The organism is Tenacibaculum sp. TB-56, assembly GCF_059716275.2.
Map to the genome: position 1 here is coordinate 1,639,667 of NZ_CM201367.1, position 19,542 is coordinate 1,659,208.

Genomic DNA, 19,542 nt, shown 5'->3' on the forward strand with positions numbered 1-19,542 from the left:
AATTGATTTTATTGAATTGTAATGTTCGCTCCGTTGTAAAGTTTACCTTCAGAAGAAACGATATAACTTTCATTGGCTGATAAACCTGATAAAACTTCTACTTGATCTCCAAAAGTTCTTCCTAAGCGTAACCAACGCAACACAGCTGTATTACTTTGACTTACCGTATAAATTCCTGATAGTTGTCCTTTGTGTACTAAAGCTTCTGACGGAATTAAAACCATGTCAGTACTTTTTTGTGTTTTTTCAACAGGAAACTGTACCGTTGCAAACATTCCTGATAACAACTTTATGTCTGTTTTATCTAGGTCAATTTTAACTAAGTATTGTCCACCAGTATTTTTTGCAGAGGTACTAACTTCCGATACGTTACCTGTAACTGTTTTGTTGATTGATTTAATTGTTATATCAACCTTTGTATCTTTTTTAATTTGAGAAATTTCACTTTCAGGTACTAACGCAGTTACTTCAAATCCACCTTTTCCTTCAACAGAAATTAAAGGAATTCCAGGATTCGCCATGGCACCTTTATCGATAAATTTGTTAGTTACCACTCCTGAAAATGGAGCTCTAATATTAGTATAGGCAAACTGAGAATTGATTTCGTTTCTCATTTGTTTTGCTGCTTCTAAATTCGCTTTAGCAACATTGTAATGAACAGTGATATCGTCAAATTCTTTTTGAGAAGCGCTATTTTGTTCAAATAAGTTTTTAAAACGATTGTAATCTTTTTCAGCACTTGAAAATCCTGCTTTCGCTTTAATAATGTTAGCCTCTACTTGTGCTTTCTTAGCTTGTAAATCGCTGTTATTGATAGATAATAATAATTGACCTTTATTTACTTTATCACCAACTTTTACGTGTATGTTAGTTACATAACCCATCATACGAGTACTTAATTCAGCACTGTTGGTAGCTTCCACTTTTCCGCTTGCAGTGATAAACGGATTGTTATCGTTAGCCGTTACTTTAGCAACTTTTACAGCAACTGCTGGTTTGTTATTAGTATTATTGGCTATTTCTTTTTTGCCACAACTTATTGTTAAAAATGATGCGGCAAGAGCGATTGTATATATAGTCTTCATTTGTTCGTTTTTACTGTTGATTATTCTTTAGTTAAAAAATCTAAATAAGCTTTGGTATAATTATATTGATATACAGTTTGGTAATATTCTAATTGCTTTTGAGCGTATTGCGTTTCAGCGGTTAATAAATCGGATGTTTTTTCTAACCCTTCTTTAAATCTGTTTTTTCTGATTCGTAAGGCTTCTTCCGATTGTTGTAAGGCTAACTCGGTTAGTTTTAACTGTTCCTCAGCATCAGTTAACAATCGTTTAGTATTATTTAATTCTAATTGACTTTTAGATTTGTACTGCTCGTATTCTAATCTTGATTTTTCATACTGAGCTTTACTTTTTTGCACTTTTCCGTAGCGTTTAGAACCTTTGAAAATATCCCAAGTTAATTGTGCTCCAACTACATATCCACTAGCATCTGCATTGAAAATTTTATCATCATACAATTCGTAGCTACCAAAAGCATTTAAACGAGGGAGGAAATCCATCTTATCGGCTTTGTGCATTTTTTGATAAGCCTCAGAAGCTAACTCCATGGCTTTAATGTCTGAACGATTTTCAGAAATAGTAATATCTGCTAACTGATCGGTTAAGCGTACTTGTAAACTATCTGAAGGTTCATAAATGTTGTTTTGTTTTTCATTCATTAAAAAAGACAAGTAGTTAGAAGCATTTAGTACATTGCTTTTTGCTGTTTGTAATTGATTTTTTACTTCGGTAACTCGAACTTCAACCGCTAATACGTCAGCACGTTGCAAATACTCTTGCTTAAAACTATTTTCTGCCATTTGTTGGTTTGCTTCCGCAGCTTTTAAGGCTTTTTCTAATACTGAAACTCCCTTGTGAGCTAATTGTAATTGCATGTATGCTTTTTCTACTTCAAGTAATAAATATTCTTGAGTACGTTGCGTTTGCAAGTTGGTTGCTTCCATTTTAGTTTTAGCAGCTTTACGTTGGTAAATACCATCTAAATTCACTAAAGGTTGTTGTACTTCAATTTTAGTAGCAAAGTTTTGTGTTCGCTTTGGGTTGTTCAATAAATCAGGATTGAAATCCGCTTGCGTTAAAATTTCTTGATTCAACTTACTACCAAATGCCATTAATGGATTCGTAGTTACAATTCCTGTATGAGAAGCAGTAATATTTGGCAAGAACACAGTATTGGTTTGCTTATAATCGGCACGTGCTTGCTGATAGTTTTGTTCAGATATTTTTAAAGAGGTGTTATTTTCCTGAACTCTTTTTAAAACTTCACCTTTTGAAATGGAAATTTTAGTTTGAGCTTTTATAGTAGTAGCCATAAAAAAAGCGACTATAAATAAACTAACATATGATTTTTTCATCTTAACTATTTTGTTACAGCAAATTTAGTGGCATAAAACACAGTAGTCAGTAACTAATGTTACAATGAAAAAACGCCTAAACAAAAGTCTAGACGTTATTTACTAACAATTAAAAATCAACTAATACTTGGAAATGTTTCTGTTAAATGCGTTTAAGTGATTGTATGAAGCGTTTAATAAATTGGTATATACATTTATACTGTATTCATCATTGGTGTTCTTAATAGCTAACTGTAGATCTTCAATATCTTTTTCTTCAATTAGCTTACCTACTTCAAGTGCATCTAGTTTAGATTTTTGTCCTTTACTTATTAATTCATCATATAACTTTTGAAGTTCAGAATTTTTAAAAATACCTCTTTCTTTATTTAAGGTAAAGGCAATATTATTGTATTGTAATAAACCTTTCATGGCGTTCATATGTCGCTCTTCACTTTGACTGATGTTTCCAAAAACACGTAGGTTCCATTTTTCATTAAGGAAGTTATAAACATCAAAAGCTAATTTTTCTTCTTCTAACATCAAAAGCATTTCGTTTTTTTCTTGTTGAGAAAGAGTAAGATCGGTATTGTTTGTATTCTGGCAAGAGCTACTAATACTTGAAAAAAGTAATAAGAATATCAAGCCTATTGTATTTAAAGTTTTCATAATAACAGCTTTTAAATTATATACTAATTTAAATATTGTGTAGGCTGTAGTCTGCAACTTTAGTTACATAGGAGTAAGGTTTTAATAGAATGTCTTTTATTTAGTTAAGTATAAGAACTAGACTAATGCTCACCATAGTCTACATCATCCATTTTTCCTTTAAAAACTTTATACTGAATAACAAAATAAGCAACTACTAGTATGGCAGCTATAAAAAACCAATTTAAACCTACGGACAAACCATACTCGTTAGCAGCTACATTATAAATTGTTAAATCGGGATTTATGTTATTGGTTGAAGGTAAAACTTTAGGGAAAATTGAAGCGACTGTAGTTGCCAAACCTCCTAATAAAAACAAAGAAGAATATAAAAACCCAGTGATGTGTTTTTTGTGCTTTTTTACGTTGAATAAACCAAATAACCCTACAAAAGTTAGCAGAGGGAAAATCCATAAAAAAGGATGCTCTATGAAATTATGAAATGGTTTAGGCTCTATAACATGCCAAGCGATTAATGAAATAATTACTAAACCTAATAAAACAAAAGAAAGAGTAAAAACAACCTTTTTTAGTTGGTTGTTAATACTAGCATTAGTTTTGAAAATAACCCAATTAGCACCATGGATAGTTAGTGATACCACTGCAATAATTCCCAGAAGTAAAGTAAACCAATCTATAACTCCAAGTGTTTCAGAATGAGGAGAGAATTCCGAATTCCATAAAGGGAGGAAAAAGTAATGTGCTTCATGAGTAGAAACACCATCTACTACATTTCCTAGATTAACACCACGTACGACATTTCCTAATGCAACTCCAAAAAATAAGGCAAGAAGTAAACTGGCAATTCCAAAAGCTTTATCCCAAATACTTTCCCATATCCTATTATGTATTTGTCCGCGAAGCTCTAAACCAATAGCTCTAAAAATTAGTAACCATAAAACCATCATTAAAGGGAGGTAAAAACCACTAAATGAAGAAGCATATAAAGTAGGGAAAGCAAAAAATAAAACACCACCTGCAGCGATTAACCATACTTCGTTCGCATCCCAAAAAGGGCCTATTGCTTTTACAACCTTTTTTTTGTCCTCTTCTTTTTTAGCAAAGAATAAATGAATAATTCCTGCGCCAAAATCATAACCATCTAAAATAACATAAATGGCTAACATTGTAACTAATACTACATACCAAAATAGTTCCATAACTTAACGTGTTGTTTGAGGTCCTTTGTTAATGATTTTTCCAACTAAAATTAAAAATAACATTCCTAATAGTAAGTATAAACCTATAAACCCTAAAAGAGTAAATAAAGTGTTTCCTGATGATACTGTAGGAGATGCTCCAGCAGATGTTCGTAATAAGTTATAAACTAACCAAGGTTGACGACCTAGTTCAGCAGTATACCAACCAGTGGTGTTAGCAATATAAGGAAATGGAATCATGAAGAGTAATGACCATAAAATCCACTTTGTATCATATAACTTTTTTCTAAATAATTGAACAATGCTAGCTAGCATCAAAGCAATAAAAATAGTTCCTAATCCCACCATTATATGATATGCATAATACAAACCCGGTATATTTGTTGGGTAGTTTTTTTCATCAAACTCATTGAGTCCTTTAATCTCAGCATTCCATTCTTGATAGGTTAAAAAGCTTAAGATGTTAGGAACAGCAATTTTATTGTCTAATTTTTTCTCCAGCATATTTGGTTGTCCAATTAATACTATTTCAGAGCCTCCTTTTTCTGTTTCAAATATTCCTTCCATAGCAGCAAAGGTTATAGGTTGATATTTGACAACATTTTTAGCGGCTAAATCGCCAGTAGGAAAAGCAACCAAAATAGAAGCAATAACACCAAAAACAACTCCAGTTTTTAAAAATAATTTTCCAAATTCTAAGTGCTTCTTGTTTAAAAGGTATAGAGCTCCAATACCAGCTACTACAAAAGAACTAGTAACCAAAGAAGCTGCTTGATTATGTAAATAAGAAGGCCATAACCATGGATTTGAGAACAAGGCTGAAAAGTTATTTAGTACAAATTTACCATTGGCTAGTATTTCATAGCCTACAGGATTTTGCATCCAAGAATGTGTCGCAATGATTAAAAAGCCACTTGCCCAAGAGCCTAAAAAGACAAGGAATCCAGTTAAAAAATGAAGTTTATGTCCTAGCTTTTTTTCACCAAATAAAAACAATCCTAAAAAGGAAGATTCTAGGAAGAAAGAAAACATCCCTTCCATAGCTAATGTTTGACCTATAATACCACCAGTGAGCTCAGAGAACTTAGCCCAGTTAGTTCCAAATTGAAATTCCATAGGAATCCCAGTAACAACTCCCATGGCAAAGTTTAAAGCAAAGATTTTCATCCAAAACTTAGCAGCGTCGTTGTATTTTTCAAGTTTAGTTCTTAAAAATTTCCATTTAAAGAAGACTATCATTAACGATAGTCCCATTGTTAATTGTGGAAATAAGTAGTGAAAAGTAATAGTGAAAGCAAACTGCATTCTATCATAAAAGAGCATGTCTTCCATACCGAAGATTGTTTATGAGGTTATTAAATAAGAACGTTTTTAGTAGCAATAAGGAGGAATAAAAATAATGATATTATTTCACATGACTATTAATAATACTAATCAAATCGTTCTTATATAACATTCCTGATTGTCTCCATAATAGTTTGCCTTCTTTAAAAAGCATAAAGGTTGGAACACCTCTAATTTGGTAGGTATTGGCTATTTGTTGATTTTTATCAATGTCTATTTTTAAAATAATAACATTTTCTCCTAAATCTTCTTTTACCTCTTTTAATATAGGAGCCATCATTTTACATGGACCACACCATTCGGCAAAGAAATCTACCAAAACAGGTTTGTTTCCTTTAATTATTTCAGAAAATCTTCCCATAATTTTAATTTTTAAATGAATTATTTACTGTTGTTGTTAAATGAAATACTCCAAATACCACGTACTTGATTTACATCGTAACCCTGCGCTTTATCCGAAGTATATAAAAGAGCTAATTCTTGCAAAGTCTCGGTTTTTATTTGTGTTTTAGGAGTTCCGTGGCATTGTAAGCACATGTTATTCGTTATAATTGGATAATAGAATTGTGTTGTGCTTCCTACCTGTTTCGTAACGGGTTTGATAGTTTCGTTGTTACTTACCACTTTTTTATAGCCTTCAATAATCTCTAATTCTTCTTTGTTAGCAGCATTGTTAGGGTTTCTAGGTTTATCAGAAACTCTTTTGATTGTAGCATTGAACTTCGTAGCCATACTATCGGTTAATTTGTAAGCTTGCTCGTTGCAAAATTGTAAAGCGTGTAAAGTTCCTTGTTTTTGAATAGCTCCCATTAAGTTTTTACCTAATGCTTTTTTGGTTTCCATGGCGTATTCTAGCCCAATTTCTTCTGGAGTTTTGTCAGGTTCAATACTGCTTACTTTTCTACCTGAATTGATATAGCTTTTACCTTGTTTAGACTCCCAATGTTCTTTAAACCAACTAGGTTCTTCAATTTGATAGTTGTACAAATAATCAGCTATTTTTTTAAGGTCTTCTTCTTCAAATTTTTGATACGGCATTAGTCCAAATCGTTTAACAGCACCTCTCATTTTAGCGCTTTCTTCTGTAGGGTTTAGTACGAAACTTACAAAATTTTTAGTAAATTCTTCTTCCGTAGTATTTGCATTAAGATAATGAGCTTTGATAGCAATCATTGGAGGAGCTACTCTTTCGTCATGTGGTGTAGAAGCATTATGACAAACAAAACAGTTTGTTTCAAGCAATTTTTTCCCTGGAGGAATACTAGCTTCTACAGTTGTAATGTCTTTGGTGTTTTTTTTAGAGTAATCACTTTTTTTAGTTTGATTACAGCTAACAATAGATAAAATTGTAAGTAAGGCTATTAATTTTTTCATCGTTCTAATATTTAGTATAAAGGTAGAACGATTCTCTTATAAAATATGTAACTTAAGTTACAAGGTTAAAGTTCTAACACTTTAATCTGATTTCTATTCAGCTCTATTTTATCTTTTTTTTCTAACGCTTTTAAAAGTCTAGATACAACAACTCGAGAGGTGTGTAAGTCGTTAGCTATTTGTTGGTGTGTTACGCTAATTGTTTCGTTTTGGTTTACTAGAGCTTTATCTTTTAAATACTTTAACAAACGTTGATCCATGTTTAGAAAAGCAATAGTATCAATAGCATCAATAAATTCTTGTAGTCTACTATGATAACTATGTAAAATAAACTCTTGCCAACTTTTATATTTACTAAGCCATTCACTCATTTTTTGCTTAGGTATCATTAAAAGTTTTACATCAGTTTCTGCAACCGCTTTTATTTTACTTTTAGTTTCACCCATACAACATGAAAGCGTCATGGCGCAAGTATCACCTTTTTCAATATAGTATAAAACGAGATCGTCACCTTCTTTATCTTCACGTAAGATTTTAATTGCACCACTTAAAAGTAGAGGTATAGAGGTAATGTAGCTTCCTATATCAATAATTACATCATTTGCTTTTACATCTTTTGCTATGCCAACATCAGCTATTTCTTTTAATAATGCATCTTCAAATAAATACCCGTAGTATTTCTGTAAGTCTTCAATCAAGATAAAATATTTTTTGTAAAAATAGGTAATTATTTACACTTTAGATATACATAAAATAGTAGTTAATCTATGATTTTAATCAGTTTTTTAGTTGAATTTAATACTGAAATTTGAAATAGTTAATAACATAAAACTATAGTAAAATGAAAAAAAGAACTCCAGTTTCAGCTATAATGACCAAAGAAGTAATTACGTTAAGTAGTACGGATGATTTAATGACTGCGGAAAAAATATTTAAAAAAGAGAAGATAAGACATATTCCAGTAGTAAGTGGAAGCGAAATTAAAGGAATGTTAAGTTATACAGATTTGTTACGAATTAGTTTTGCAGATGCTGTTGATGATAATGAAACAGATGTAGACACTGTGGTATACAATATGTTTACAATAGACCAAGTAATGGCAAAAAACTTAGTAACCGTAAATTCAGATACAACTATTAAAGAGGTTGCTGAGATTTTAGCAAAAAAAGAATTTCATGCATTGCCTGTTGTAGATAATAATGAATTGGTGGGTATCGTAACAACGACTGATTTAATTAACTTTTTACTAGAACAATTTTAAAAGAAAAGGAGGTTTTTTAGCCTCCTTTTTTAATTTATAATATTTTTTAAGTTTTCAATTGTATCTGTAGGGTTATCACTACTAAAAACAAAACTACCTGCTACTAGTACATCAGCACCCACTTCGATTAGCTTATTTGCATTTTGGTCAGTTACACCTCCATCAATTTCAATTAAGGTAGATGCCTCGCTAAATTCAATCAAGTTTTTTAATTGTTGAATTTTTTTGTACGTATTTTCAATAAATGACTGTCCACCAAACCCAGGATTTACACTCATAATACAAACCACATCTAAGTCTTTGATGATGTCTTCTAAAACAGCGATTGGTGTATGCGGATTTAAAGCAACTCCTGCTTTCATTCCAGCTGCTTTAATAGCTTGAATTGTTCTATGTAAGTGAGTACAAGCTTCGTAGTGTACGGTTAAGATGTCAGCTCCTAAATCGGCAAAAGTTTGAATATAACGATCAGGGTCTACAATCATTAAGTGTACATCAATAGTTTTGTTAGCATGTTTTGTGATTGATTTTAAAACAGGCATTCCAAAAGAGATATTTGGTACAAAAACACCGTCCATAATATCAATGTGAAACCAATCAGCATCACTATTGTTAACCATTTCAACATCACGTTGTAGGTTTCCAAAATCAGCCGCTAAAATTGATGGGGCTACAAGTTTTTTCATTACTATAAGTTGTTGTGTTGTTATTTGATGCAAATATAGTTAAAACTAAGTGCATTAAAACCAAAAAGAAAGCTCTCGTATAGAGAGCTTTCATTCATTAATCAAAAAACGAATAGTTATGATAACTATTTGTTATTGTATATAGGTTTATCCTAAATATGTCATTAAAATCTTACTGCGAGATGTATGCTTTAATCTTCTAATAGCTTTTTCTTTAATTTGACGAACACGTTCACGAGTTAAATCGAAAGTTTCACCAATTTCTTCTAAAGTCATTGGTTGATGCTCTCCTAAACCAAAGTATAATTTTACAACATCAGCCTCACGTGGAGTTAATGTTTCTAGTGCGCGGTTAATTTCAATACGTAACGATTCATGTAATAATGTTTTGTCAGGGTTTGGTGATTCACCTGAGTTTAATACATCATATAAATTAGAATCTTCACCTTCAATCAAAGGAGCATCCATTGATACATGACGTCCAGAGTTTTTCATAGACTCTTTAACATCATTAACAGTCATGTCTAATTTCTTAGCAATTTCTTCAGCACTTGGTGGGCGCTCATTTTCTTGCTCTAAGAAAGCGTACATTTTGTTAATTTTATTGATAGAACCAATTTTGTTTAACGGTAAACGTACAATACGAGATTGTTCTGCTAAGGCTTGTAAGATAGATTGACGAATCCACCATACAGCATATGAAATGAATTTAAAACCACGCGTTTCGTCAAAACGTTTAGCAGCTTTAATTAATCCTAAATTTCCTTCGTTAATTAAATCAGGAAGAGTTAATCCTTGATTTTGGTATTGTTTTGCAACCGATACCACAAAACGTAAGTTAGCCTTGGTTAGTTTTTCAAGAGCTCTTTGGTCACCAGCTTTAATTCTTTGCGCTAATTCTACTTCTTCATCGGCAGTAATTAAGTCTACTTTTCCTATTTCTTGCAAATATTTGTCTAAAGACGCGGTTTCTCTGTTGGTAACCTGTTTTGTAATTTTAAGTTGTCTCATTCTACTTCAAATGTATTTTAATTTCAGTCTACATTATCTTATACGTAAGCGTTGAACCTTTTGTTACAAAAAAGATGTTTTTTTGAAATAATTTATTTGATTGTTCAGTATTGGTTAACTTTGTAGGCTAAAAAAGAAAAAGTAAGTGACCTTCTTTTAAATACTGTGTCTTACTACTATAACTAAAAGAAAACTAACTATACTACCCCTTGGAAAGTATTGATGTAACAATATTAAGCGACGAAGAATTGGTGCGTAAAATAGTAGAAAAAAATGATACTCATTTATTTGCTGTTTTATACGACCGTTATGCTGGTGTGGTATATAACAAATGTTATGGTTTCTCATCAAGCAAAGAAGAAGCACAAGATTTAACACATGATGTGTTTATTCGTCTATTTGTAAAATTGAGAACTTTTAAAGAAAAATCGAAGTTTTCTACCTGGTTATATTCTTTTACGTACAATTTTTGTGTAAACTACGTACAAAGAGACAAAGAAAAGAAACGAGAAAAAGTAATTGTAGCAACAGACGAAATAAAAGAAGAAAGCAATATTGAAGATATTGATGATGCGACACTATTCGAGTTAAAGTCAGACAAATTAGCTAAAGCACTCGAAATGATTTCTCCTTCAGAAAAAATGATTTTATTAATGAAATATCAAGATGAAATGAGCATAAAAGATATTTCTGAAGGATTAGAATTAGGAGAGAGTGCAGTAAAAATGCGCTTAAAAAGAGCAAAGGATAAAGTAGTAAAAGCGTATAATGAATTGTAATAATTATGGATAATCCGTTCAAAAAAATATTACATAACGAAGAGTTGCCCGAAGTACTTAAAAGTAAAGTGCTTAATGACGTGGCAATGATAAAACTATCCATAGACATGGCTGACTTATTTGTTGTTAAATATCCGAGCACCATCATCGATTTAGTAGGAGGAGGAAAAGCGAAAGAAAAAAAAGACGAGACTAATTAATTGAACCAAATATAGAATACTAGTTATGAATTTTTTAGAAATAGATATTTTACAGCCTTTTAAAGATATTTTTCAAGAGATTATAAACACGCTGCCCATGATAGCCATGTTTGTTCTTTTTGTTGTTCTTTCATGGTTAGTAATAAAAGTGTTTTTATACGTGGTAAGAAAAGCACTAGCAAAAACTAAAATTGATGAATGGTCTAAAAAACTACGAAAAACAGAAATTTTTGGTGATAGTACAATAAATATTGTATTAACCAATGTGATTTTAGCTGTGTTAAAGTGGTTTTTAATTTTCGTTTTTGTAATGGTAGGAGCTGAAATGTTTGGGTTACATATCGTTTCAGAAGGAATAAAGAGTTTTTTTGCATATTTACCTAAATTATTAACTGCCTTAGGAATTTTTGTTGCAGGAGCCTATTTAGGAACTGTAGTAAAAAAAGCAATTCAATCCATGTTTAAGTCTCTTGAAGTTTCAGGAGGAAACTTGGTAGGGAATATAGCTTTTTATTTGATTGTTGTTTTTTTATCGATTACGGCGTTAGATCAAGCAGGAGTAGATACTTCAGTAATAAAAAGTAACGTAACATTATTAATAGGATCGGTACTTTTAGCTTTTACCTTAGCCTTTGGTTTTGGAGCGAAAGAAGCGGTTGCTAGATTACTTTACGGCTATTATTCTAGAAAAAATATAGAAATAGGATCTAAGGTTATTATTAATGATGTTGAAGGAGTTGTTGTTGCTATAGATAATATTTGTGTAACCATTGCTACTGTAGATGGGAAGGTTATTTTACCAATTAAAGATGTGGTAGATAACAAAATAGTTATAAAAAATTAGTAAAAAATTAACATTTTTTTATATCTTTGGATTAGCTAAAAAACAATGTTTTTACAGTACGATAGATTTCGGGGGACTTCTATCTAATAATAAAGAGAAATCTTTATGAAAGAAGGTCACGAAAGTGACCTTTTTTTATTTTATGTAATGTGACTTTTACAGATAAAATGTATCTAAACATATAGAGAATAATAGATTTTGGGGGATTTCTATTTAACCTTAAGAAAAATGCTAACAGAATTCTGTTAGCATTTTCTATATTAGTTACTATTTATCGTAAAATTTTATTCAAAAGCTAAGTGTAAAAACACACCTCTGGTTCCTAAGTAATTAATAGGATCTGTCCACTGAGAAGCTTTGTTATCGTATTTAACTTCGTTATTTATAGCAAAAACACCTCTTATTGAAGGAGAAAATTTAAAGTAACTTAAGTAAAAATCTACTCCAATACCAACTTCGTACATAAAGTTGTTGGTTGTTGTTCTAAATTCTCCAGCAAAATTATCATCAGTATTACGTTCGTTGCTTGAAAAATTATGATCGTACGAAACTCCACCTATCACATAAGGTCTCATGTTATTAAGTCTGTTTGTGCTAAATTTTAATAATAAAGGCATATGTAAGTATGTAGCACCAACTTCACGCGTAGTTATATTTTCTGGACCAGATATATGATTGAAACGTAATGTTTTGGTGTTAGACATTAAACCAGGTTCAAAACGTAGGTTTATGTTGTTGTGAAGTCTTAAATCGGCAATTAAACCAACATTAAACCCAACAGACGACTCTACTTCAATTTCGGGATTGTTAATACTACTTGGTTTGTAGCCTATTTTGTAACCATTATTATTGGCTCCTAAATAAAAACCGTAGTGAAAAAGAGGTTTATCAAAACTAGGAAGTTTTAATATTTTTTCTCTTTGAGCTTGAGCAGCAATAGAAACTGCGAAAAATCCGAAAAGTAAAAGCCTTTTTAACATACTATTTTAAAGCGGTATAAATTGATGCAACACCAAAGGTTACAGGTATATTCTTTGCATTCTTAAACCCATTTTTTTGCAAAATATTGTTGAAAGCCTCTCCAAAAGGAAAAGAATTTGCTGTTTCAGATAAATAAGCGTAGGCAACTTTGTCTTTTGAAAATAGTTTACCGATAACTGGCAAAATGAAATTCGTGTAAAATTTGTATCCTTGTTTAAAAGGAAATTTGGTTGGATTTGAGGTTTCTAACACCACAAATTTACCCCCAGGTTTTAGTACACGAAGTATTTCGGTTATACCTTTATCTAAATTTTCAAAATTTCTAACACCAAAAGAAACTGTAATAGCATCAAAAGTATTGTCAGGGAAAGGGATGTTTTCACTATCGCCAACAACCATTTCTATTTTGTTTGATAAGTTGGCTTTGGCAACTTTTTGTCTACCTACTTGTAGCATTCCTTCAGAAATGTCTAAACCAACAATTCTTTCAGGATTTAATTCAGACATCATTAAGGCTAAATCACCAGTACCAGTAGCGATATCTAAAATTTGTTTCGGATTATTTTCTCCTACCAATTTTACTACTTTCTTACGCCAGCTAACATCTATTCCAAAAGAAATAACACGGTTTAATCCGTCATAATCTTCAGAAATATTGTCAAACATTTTAGCAACTTGCTCTTTCTTTCCTAATTCAGAATCTTTATATGGTTTGATGTTTTCAGACATGTGTTTTTGTATGGTTTACGGTGAAATTATCCGTTAATAGCGACTACTTCGTTAATTTGATTTGGTAGCATTTCTTTTAGCATGGTTTCAATACCATTTTTCAAGGTTACTGTTGAAGACGGACATCCGCTACATGCTCCTTGTAAAATAACGCTTACTCGTTTGCTTTCTGCGTCGTATGACTGAAAAGCAATGTTTCCTCCATCAGAAGCTACCGCAGGCTTGATATATTCATCTAGAATATCAACAATTTTAGTTTCAACATCAGTTAAATTCTCTTTAGGAATTTCAACGTTTTGTTTTGTTTGTTGCTTTGGTAATTCAGTAATGATTTCTTTACCTTCTTGAATAAAGTTGCGAATAAATGTACGAACCTCTTGGTAAACTTCATTCCATTCAATCATATCGTATTTTGTAATAGAAATATAGTTTTCAGAAATGAAAATTTCTTTTACAAAAGGAAAGTTAAATAAGGCTTGGGCTAGAGGAGAAGACTTACTAGCTTCTTCAATATTTGTAAATTCAACATCAGTTTGTGTTAACGCCTTGTTAGTTCCGAATTTCATTACAGCTGGATTCGGAGTAACTTCTGCATATACTTCAATAGCATCCTTTTTAGTAGTCTCTTCTTTTACTACAGGGTCTCCACTTTGAATATAAGCTTCAATTTGTTCTCTAACTTCTTCTTTAACATCATCCCATTGTACGATATCGTATCGTTGAATTGCTATAAAATTAGCAGTCACTAATACTTTTTTTACAAATGGAAGATAAAAAAGTTGTTGAGCTAAAGGTGAGTTTTTAGCTTCGTCAATATTGTTGTATTCATAACTACCACCGTTTACTAAAATTTTGTTGCTAACAAACTTTAAGATGGTTTCGTTATTGGTTTCTTGTATGTTTATTTTGATAGAACTCATAAGTTGTAAATAAGGAGCAAAATTAAGGTAAAAAACTGAGATATGGATATATAAAAAGTCCTGCTTTATGCAGGACTTTTTATATGGTATTTTCAAGAATTATAAACTGAATGTTACAGTTCCTGAAATTCTTGAGGTATTATTCTTAATAGCTAAATCACTGTTTTGGTAAATTGTATAATATTCTTTGTTGTTAGATTTGGTATAACTTAAGTCAATCTTCATATTGCCAAAGTTATATCCTAATCCAGCAGAGAAACCTTGTATATTATCGTCGTCAGTATTACCCCCTAAAAGTAAATTAGGGTCTTTTTCGTAATGGTATCCACCTCGTACGCTCATGTTATCAAAGCGCCATTCGGTACCGATATTTAAAGCATGAGTATTTCTGTAATCGTGAGTAAAACTAGCGTTAGTGCTCGAAAAGTCTCCGTCGCTAAACTTTATGTTTTTAAAATCTTTATAAGTGTAGTCTACACTAATTAATCCTTTTTTACCTATTACATAAGCTCCACTTGCGGTGAATCTGCTAGGGGTTTTGAACTTATATAAATATGCTTCAGGGCCAATAATGTCAAGATCTTCAGAAATGTTTAAGTCTTCAACTCTATCCATATAAAGTTCATCATAATAATCTTCTAAAACTTCTTGATACCATGTAGGTGTTTCATAAGCTAAACCAAGTCTAATATTCTGGTCGAGTTTGTAAATGAATCCTAAACCGATTGAAAAACCTGTTCCTTGTATATAACTTTCGGTATAATTTTCTACATCTAAAATATTGCCATCTATATCATCATTTATTTCATTAAACAAATGTTCTCTGTAAAATTCGATGTCATGAAAGTTTAAAGATGCACCAATATGTAGTTTGTTTTGATGTACAGATGAAAATCCTAAACTAAATACACTCGATTTTCCGTCAATATAACTAGAGTTGTATTGATTGATACTTCTATCAAACTGAGTTTTTATTGCTTTTGGATCAGCAACATGTTCGTTATAAATTAAATATTGACTATTACCTTCTGCTGCATGGAATCCGCTAAAATCTTTTTTGATTCGGTAATTAAAAGTCAGCGCAAAACGATTCCAATCAGAGTTAAGTGCAGAATCAAAAGATAAAATACCACCAGCTTGCGTTATGTTGAAAAAATCATCTTCTGTATTCGTAGAATTTCCATAGTAATTAGAGGTGTATTCTGTGTTTCTATTACCTAAAGTAACTCCAAAGGTACTTTTAATAGCAACAGCACTACCTGCAGGGTTAATTCCGAAGGAAGAAATATCGCCTCCTAATGCTCCGAAAGCACCACTCATAGCTTCGAAACGAGCAGTTCCGTAGTTGTCGTCTTTAGAAAATAAAACTCCTAAATCATTGTAGTTTAAATATTGTGAATAGGCAGTAAACGTACTGGCAATACCAATTGCTAAAGCTAAAATTCTTTTCATGTGTTCATTTTTTAAAATTATCTCCTAGGACTTCTTGAGTTATTGCTTCTTGAACTTGAGTTATTTCCAGAAGAATTACTTCGAGAACTTCTAGATGGTGCAGAATAACTACGAGAAGAGCTGTTAGAAGATCTTGAATAGCTTCTGTTATTTCTAGTATTACTGTTTCGAGAAGAATATTCCTTTTTACTTCGGTTATTAGATCTAGTGTAGTTGCGAGAATTTCTTGTCGGAGTAGATTTTTTTACTGATCTATTTCTGTCACTACTGTTAGTGTTATAACTTCTAGAATTTCTTGTAGATCTGGTTGTACTTCTGGTTGTACTTCTGTTGTAAGAATTATTATTACTTCTTACAGCATGCCCTCTAGAGCTTCTGGTGGTTCGTGGTACGCTTCTGTAACTTCCGTTAGAACGAGTTCCGCTAGAATTGTAACTTCTTGTTCTGGTAGAACGATTTATAGTTCTGTCGTTAGATCTGTTGCTTCTTGTGTTATAACCTCTAGTATCTCTTGTAGAACGAGTATTTCTAGAACTACGATAAGTTCTGTCGTTACTTCTTCTATAAACATCAGATGAACGTCTTGAAGCAGTAGTTCCTCTACGGTTAGTCGTATATCCTCTTCTAGAGCTTGAAGCTACTCGGTTGTTTCTATAGTAGTTAGCACCTCTATAAGGTCTGTAGTAATTATTGTTATAGTATCTGTTGTAATAATAAGGTCTGTAATAATTGTATCCGTAGTAAGGAGAATTCCAGTAAGAACCATAATAACCACCTCCTAAACCAACATAGAATCCAGAGTTCCAATGGTAAGGGTGCCAATGATGGTTATACCCCCAATAGTTATAATAACGAGGTCTCCACCAAGGTCTGTAGTAGTTGTATCCATAACCATAATAAGAGTCCCAATACCAATCATTGTAATAGCCCCATCTAGGATATGTGTTGATGTTTATAACTACATCACTATTGCTGCTATAGCCCCAAGGCTCATTGTCATTATAAGTAATTCTTGTTTGAGGTTCTTCTTCGTAAATATCTTCCTCTTCATAATAATCAGCATTTTCAGATTTGTAGTTTTCTATATCTGTAAAAATATCTGTTCCGTTTAAAGTACCTAAACGTTCAACTTCTTTGGTAAAGTAATTTTCTTCGTAATCATCATATTGTCTATCATCGGCAATAATTATTCTACGTTGTGGTTGTTCAATGTCGTCGGCATAAATTCCATCATCGTAACCAACAGTTGTTTGTGCAGATCCACAAGAAACGAATGTTGCTACCGTAAAAAGCGATAGAATAAAAAGAGGAAGTTTGGTGTTGGCGTATTGGAACTTCATGGCCTTATGTTTTTAGTTAATGCAAATTATTTTTTATTGAGCAGCAAAAATTAATTTCTTTGTTGGGCTTGTTACCTTATTTAATGTAGTTTTGCAGACACAATTTACGCATAAAAAATAACAATATTTATGCCAAACTTTTGAATATGAGCAAACATTTAACAAAAAGAGCCGAAGATTACTCGAAATGGTATAACGAATTGATTGTCAAAGCTGATTTAGCTGAAAACTCAGCGGTTAGAGGATGTATGGTAATTAAGCCCTACGGATTTGCAATTTGGGAAAACATGCAAAAAGAGTTAGATAGAATGTTTAAAGAAACAGGACATCAAAATGCATACTTTCCTCTTTTTGTTCCCAAAAGTTTGTTTGAAGCTGAAGAGAAAAATGCTGAAGGTTTTGCAAAAGAGTGTGCGGTAGTTACACATTATCGTTTGCAGAATGACCCTGAAAGAGAAGGGAAACTTCGTGTAGATCCTGAAGCAAAGTTAGAAGAAGAGTTAGTAGTGCGTCCAACTTCCGAAGCAATTATTTGGAATACCTATAAAGGATGGATTCAATCACACAGAGATTTACCATTATTAATAAATCAATGGGCGAATGTGGTACGTTGGGAAATGCGTACACGTTTATTTTTACGTACCGCAGAATTTTTATGGCAAGAAGGTCATACAGCACATGCTACAAAAACTGAAGCAATTGCAGAAGCAAAGCAAATGCAAGAAGTATATGCAACTTTTGCTGAAGAGTTCATGGCAATGCCAGTGGTAAAAGGTGCAAAAAGTGAGAGTGAGCGTTTCGCAGGAGCTGATGACACCTTAACTATTGAAGCGTTAATGCAAGATGGAAAAGCATTACAAGCAGGAACATCACATTTCTTAGGTCAGAACTTTGCTAAGGCATTTGATGTAAAGTATACGTCAAGAGAAGGGAAACAAGAATATGTATGGGCAACATCATGGGGGGTATCAACTCGATTAATAGGTGGGTTGATTATGACACACTCTGATGATGCAGGTTTAGTATTACCTCCAAAGTTAGCGCCAATCCAAGTAGTAATCGTTCCCATATATAAAGGAGAAGAGCAATTAGACGCTATTTCTGAAAAGGTAGATGTAATTGTAAATGAATTACGAGCTAAAGGTGTATCAGTAAAATTTGACGATAGAGATACTTTTAGACCAGGAGCTAAGTTTGCAGAATACGAATTAAAAGGAGTGCCTGTTCGAATTGCTATGGGAGCTCGTGATTTAGAAAATGGTACAGTTGAGGTTGCACGTCGTGATACTTTTGAAAAACAAACAGTTTCTAGAGAAGAGGTAGTAGATGTCGTAGCGAACTTATTAGAAGAGATCCAAGAGAATTTATATACAAGAGCGCTAAACTACAGAAACGATCATATTACAGAGGTAAACACATTCGATGAGTTTAAAGATGTGATAGAAAACAAAGGAGGATTCGTTTCTGCTCACTGGGATGGTACTATTGAAACAGAAGATACCATTAAAGAATTAACAAAAGCAACGATAAGATGTATTCCTAACGACGCTAAAGAAGAGGAGGGAGCGTGTGTGTTTACAGGGAAACCATCTACTAAAAGAGTGCTTTTTGCCAAGGCTTATTAAAAAAAATAAAAAAAAGCTTTGTGTAATAAAAAACAGTTTTTATATTTGCACCCGCAATCGCAAAATAGATTGTTTTGGTCCGTTCGTCTAGGGGTTAGGACGCCAGGTTTTCATCCTGGTAACACGGGTTCGATTCCCGTACGGACTACAAGTTCTTAAGCTAGTTTTAGAGTAAAAATAAAACTAATAAAAAGATAAAAATTATTGCAAATAACAAAAAGAGTTGTATATTTGCACCCGCAATCAGAACGATTGTTTTGGTCCGTTCGTCTAGGGGTTAGGACGCCAGGTTTTCATCCTGGTAACACGGGTTCGATTCCCGTACGGACTACGAGTTTTTTATAAACAATTAACGAATTTAGTACAATGGCAAATCATAAGTCAGCATTAAAGAGAATCAGAAGTAACGAAGCGAAGCGCTTAAGAAATAAATATCAGCATAAAACTACACGTAATGCTGTTAGAAAATTAAGAGCTACAGAAGATAAGAAGGAAGCAGAAGGAATGTTTTCGACTGTTGTATCTATGTTAGATAAGTTAGCAAAGAACAACATTATTCATAAGAATAAAGCAGCAAACTTAAAGTCAAAGTTGGCTAAGCATGTTGCAGCTTTATAAGAGTTTTAAGGTTAGTTAATAGTTAAAAACGCCCCGATTTTATCGGGGCGTTTTTGTTTTATAGTTAAGTTTAAAATGTACTTTCTTTTTTTTTTGATTCGAAATTAGTAAT

The 19,542-nt window shown here is 32.3% G+C and carries 21 protein-coding genes and 2 tRNA genes; 8 read left to right on the forward strand and 15 right to left on the reverse strand.

Annotated elements, in window-relative coordinates:
- Positions 1 to 8 precede the first annotated feature (8 nt).
- The 8 genes from AC3VI6_RS07935 to AC3VI6_RS07970 all read right to left on the reverse strand — a co-directional run bounded on the left by AC3VI6_RS07935 (position 9) and on the right by AC3VI6_RS07970 (position 7,682).
- Positions 9 to 1,085 carry an efflux RND transporter periplasmic adaptor subunit gene (locus AC3VI6_RS07935; protein ID WP_497705785.1) on the reverse strand — a complete coding sequence of 359 codons (1,077 nt, stop codon included), beginning with the start codon at positions 1,083 to 1,085 and terminating at the stop codon, positions 9 to 11.
- Between the two features lie 20 nt (positions 1,086 to 1,105).
- On the reverse strand, positions 1,106 to 2,419 hold the full coding sequence (locus AC3VI6_RS07940) for a TolC family protein (protein ID WP_497705786.1): 1,314 nt from the start codon (positions 2,417 to 2,419) through the stop codon (positions 1,106 to 1,108).
- 120 nt (positions 2,420 to 2,539) lie between these two features.
- On the reverse strand, positions 2,540 to 3,067 hold the full coding sequence (locus AC3VI6_RS07945) for a DUF2202 domain-containing protein (RefSeq protein WP_497705787.1): 528 nt from the start codon (positions 3,065 to 3,067) through the stop codon (positions 2,540 to 2,542).
- Positions 3,068 to 3,189: 122 nt separating this feature from the next.
- Positions 3,190 to 4,266, reverse strand: coding sequence for a cytochrome d ubiquinol oxidase subunit II (gene cydB / locus AC3VI6_RS07950; protein WP_497705788.1), 1,077 nt, complete (start codon positions 4,264 to 4,266; stop codon positions 3,190 to 3,192).
- A gap of 3 nt (positions 4,267 to 4,269) precedes the next feature.
- Entirely contained in the window at positions 4,270 to 5,598 is a 1,329-nt protein-coding gene (locus AC3VI6_RS07955; RefSeq protein ID WP_497705789.1) for a cytochrome ubiquinol oxidase subunit I, read from the reverse strand.
- Positions 5,599 to 5,671: 73 nt separating this feature from the next.
- Positions 5,672 to 5,971, reverse strand: a complete 300-nt coding sequence (gene trxA / locus AC3VI6_RS07960; protein ID WP_299006124.1) for a thioredoxin — start codon at positions 5,969 to 5,971, stop codon at positions 5,672 to 5,674.
- A 20-nt stretch (positions 5,972 to 5,991) separates the two neighbouring features.
- Complete coding sequence (locus AC3VI6_RS07965; protein ID WP_497705790.1) at positions 5,992 to 6,984, reverse strand: c-type heme family protein; 993 nt, start codon at positions 6,982 to 6,984, stop codon at positions 5,992 to 5,994.
- 65 nt (positions 6,985 to 7,049) lie between these two features.
- Positions 7,050 to 7,682: a Crp/Fnr family transcriptional regulator gene (locus AC3VI6_RS07970; RefSeq protein WP_497705791.1), complete on the reverse strand. Its 633-nt coding sequence runs from the start codon at positions 7,680 to 7,682 to the stop codon at positions 7,050 to 7,052.
- A 143-nt stretch (positions 7,683 to 7,825) separates the two neighbouring features.
- Between AC3VI6_RS07970 and AC3VI6_RS07975 the strand changes: the two genes are divergently transcribed.
- Positions 7,826 to 8,245 (forward strand): CBS domain-containing protein, encoded by a 420-nt coding sequence (locus AC3VI6_RS07975; RefSeq protein ID WP_497705792.1) that lies wholly within the window; start codon positions 7,826 to 7,828, stop codon positions 8,243 to 8,245.
- Between the two features lie 29 nt (positions 8,246 to 8,274).
- On the opposite strand, the gene rpe is transcribed toward AC3VI6_RS07975, so the two are convergent.
- The gene (rpe, locus tag AC3VI6_RS07980; RefSeq protein WP_274633729.1) at positions 8,275 to 8,931 is read right to left on the reverse strand and encodes a ribulose-phosphate 3-epimerase; all 657 of its coding nucleotides are present in this window, start codon (positions 8,929 to 8,931) and stop codon (positions 8,275 to 8,277) included.
- Between the two features lie 147 nt (positions 8,932 to 9,078).
- Positions 9,079 to 9,942, reverse strand: a complete 864-nt coding sequence (locus AC3VI6_RS07985; protein WP_028891227.1) for a sigma-70 family RNA polymerase sigma factor — start codon at positions 9,940 to 9,942, stop codon at positions 9,079 to 9,081.
- 209 nt (positions 9,943 to 10,151) lie between these two features.
- On the opposite strand from AC3VI6_RS07985, the gene AC3VI6_RS07990 reads away from it, so the two are divergent.
- Genes AC3VI6_RS07990 through AC3VI6_RS08000 form a run of 3 tightly spaced genes read left to right on the forward strand, consistent with a single transcriptional unit; the run spans position 10,152 to position 11,765 of the window.
- Complete coding sequence (locus AC3VI6_RS07990; protein ID WP_497705793.1) at positions 10,152 to 10,721, forward strand: RNA polymerase sigma factor; 570 nt, start codon at positions 10,152 to 10,154, stop codon at positions 10,719 to 10,721.
- A 5-nt stretch (positions 10,722 to 10,726) separates the two neighbouring features.
- Complete coding sequence (locus AC3VI6_RS07995) at positions 10,727 to 10,921, forward strand: hypothetical protein (RefSeq protein WP_274633731.1); 195 nt, start codon at positions 10,727 to 10,729, stop codon at positions 10,919 to 10,921.
- 25 nt (positions 10,922 to 10,946) lie between these two features.
- The gene (locus AC3VI6_RS08000; protein WP_497705794.1) at positions 10,947 to 11,765 is read left to right on the forward strand and encodes a mechanosensitive ion channel family protein; all 819 of its coding nucleotides are present in this window, start codon (positions 10,947 to 10,949) and stop codon (positions 11,763 to 11,765) included.
- 284 nt (positions 11,766 to 12,049) lie between these two features.
- Here the strand turns inward: AC3VI6_RS08000 and porT are convergent, their stop codons facing one another.
- From porT to AC3VI6_RS08025, 5 genes are all read right to left on the reverse strand, one after another.
- Positions 12,050 to 12,745, reverse strand: coding sequence for a type IX secretion/gliding motility protein PorT/SprT (gene porT, locus AC3VI6_RS08005; protein ID WP_497705795.1), 696 nt, complete (start codon positions 12,743 to 12,745; stop codon positions 12,050 to 12,052).
- A 1-nt stretch (position 12,746) separates the two neighbouring features.
- Complete coding sequence (gene ubiE, locus AC3VI6_RS08010) at positions 12,747 to 13,475, reverse strand: bifunctional demethylmenaquinone methyltransferase/2-methoxy-6-polyprenyl-1,4-benzoquinol methylase UbiE (RefSeq protein WP_408034751.1); 729 nt, start codon at positions 13,473 to 13,475, stop codon at positions 12,747 to 12,749.
- Positions 13,476 to 13,501: 26 nt separating this feature from the next.
- Positions 13,502 to 14,395, reverse strand: a complete 894-nt coding sequence (locus AC3VI6_RS08015; RefSeq protein ID WP_497705796.1) for a NifU family protein — start codon at positions 14,393 to 14,395, stop codon at positions 13,502 to 13,504.
- A gap of 99 nt (positions 14,396 to 14,494) precedes the next feature.
- Positions 14,495 to 15,847 carry an OmpP1/FadL family transporter gene (locus tag AC3VI6_RS08020; RefSeq protein WP_497705797.1) on the reverse strand — a complete coding sequence of 451 codons (1,353 nt, stop codon included), beginning with the start codon at positions 15,845 to 15,847 and terminating at the stop codon, positions 14,495 to 14,497.
- 17 nt (positions 15,848 to 15,864) lie between these two features.
- Entirely contained in the window at positions 15,865 to 17,187 is a 1,323-nt protein-coding gene (locus tag AC3VI6_RS08025) for a hypothetical protein (protein WP_497705798.1), read from the reverse strand.
- Between the two features lie 146 nt (positions 17,188 to 17,333).
- Between AC3VI6_RS08025 and proS the strand changes: the two genes are divergently transcribed.
- From proS to rpsT, 4 genes are all read left to right on the forward strand, one after another.
- Positions 17,334 to 18,812, forward strand: coding sequence for a proline--tRNA ligase (proS, locus tag AC3VI6_RS08030; RefSeq protein ID WP_497705799.1), 1,479 nt, complete (start codon positions 17,334 to 17,336; stop codon positions 18,810 to 18,812).
- Between the two features lie 76 nt (positions 18,813 to 18,888).
- Positions 18,889 to 18,960 (forward strand) — tRNA-Glu (locus tag AC3VI6_RS08035).
- Positions 18,961 to 19,071: 111 nt separating this feature from the next.
- Positions 19,072 to 19,143, forward strand: a tRNA-Glu gene (locus AC3VI6_RS08040).
- Positions 19,144 to 19,178: 35 nt separating this feature from the next.
- Positions 19,179 to 19,430 (forward strand): 30S ribosomal protein S20, encoded by a 252-nt coding sequence (gene rpsT / locus AC3VI6_RS08045; protein WP_028891217.1) that lies wholly within the window; start codon positions 19,179 to 19,181, stop codon positions 19,428 to 19,430.
- Positions 19,431 to 19,542: the final 112 nt, after the last annotated feature.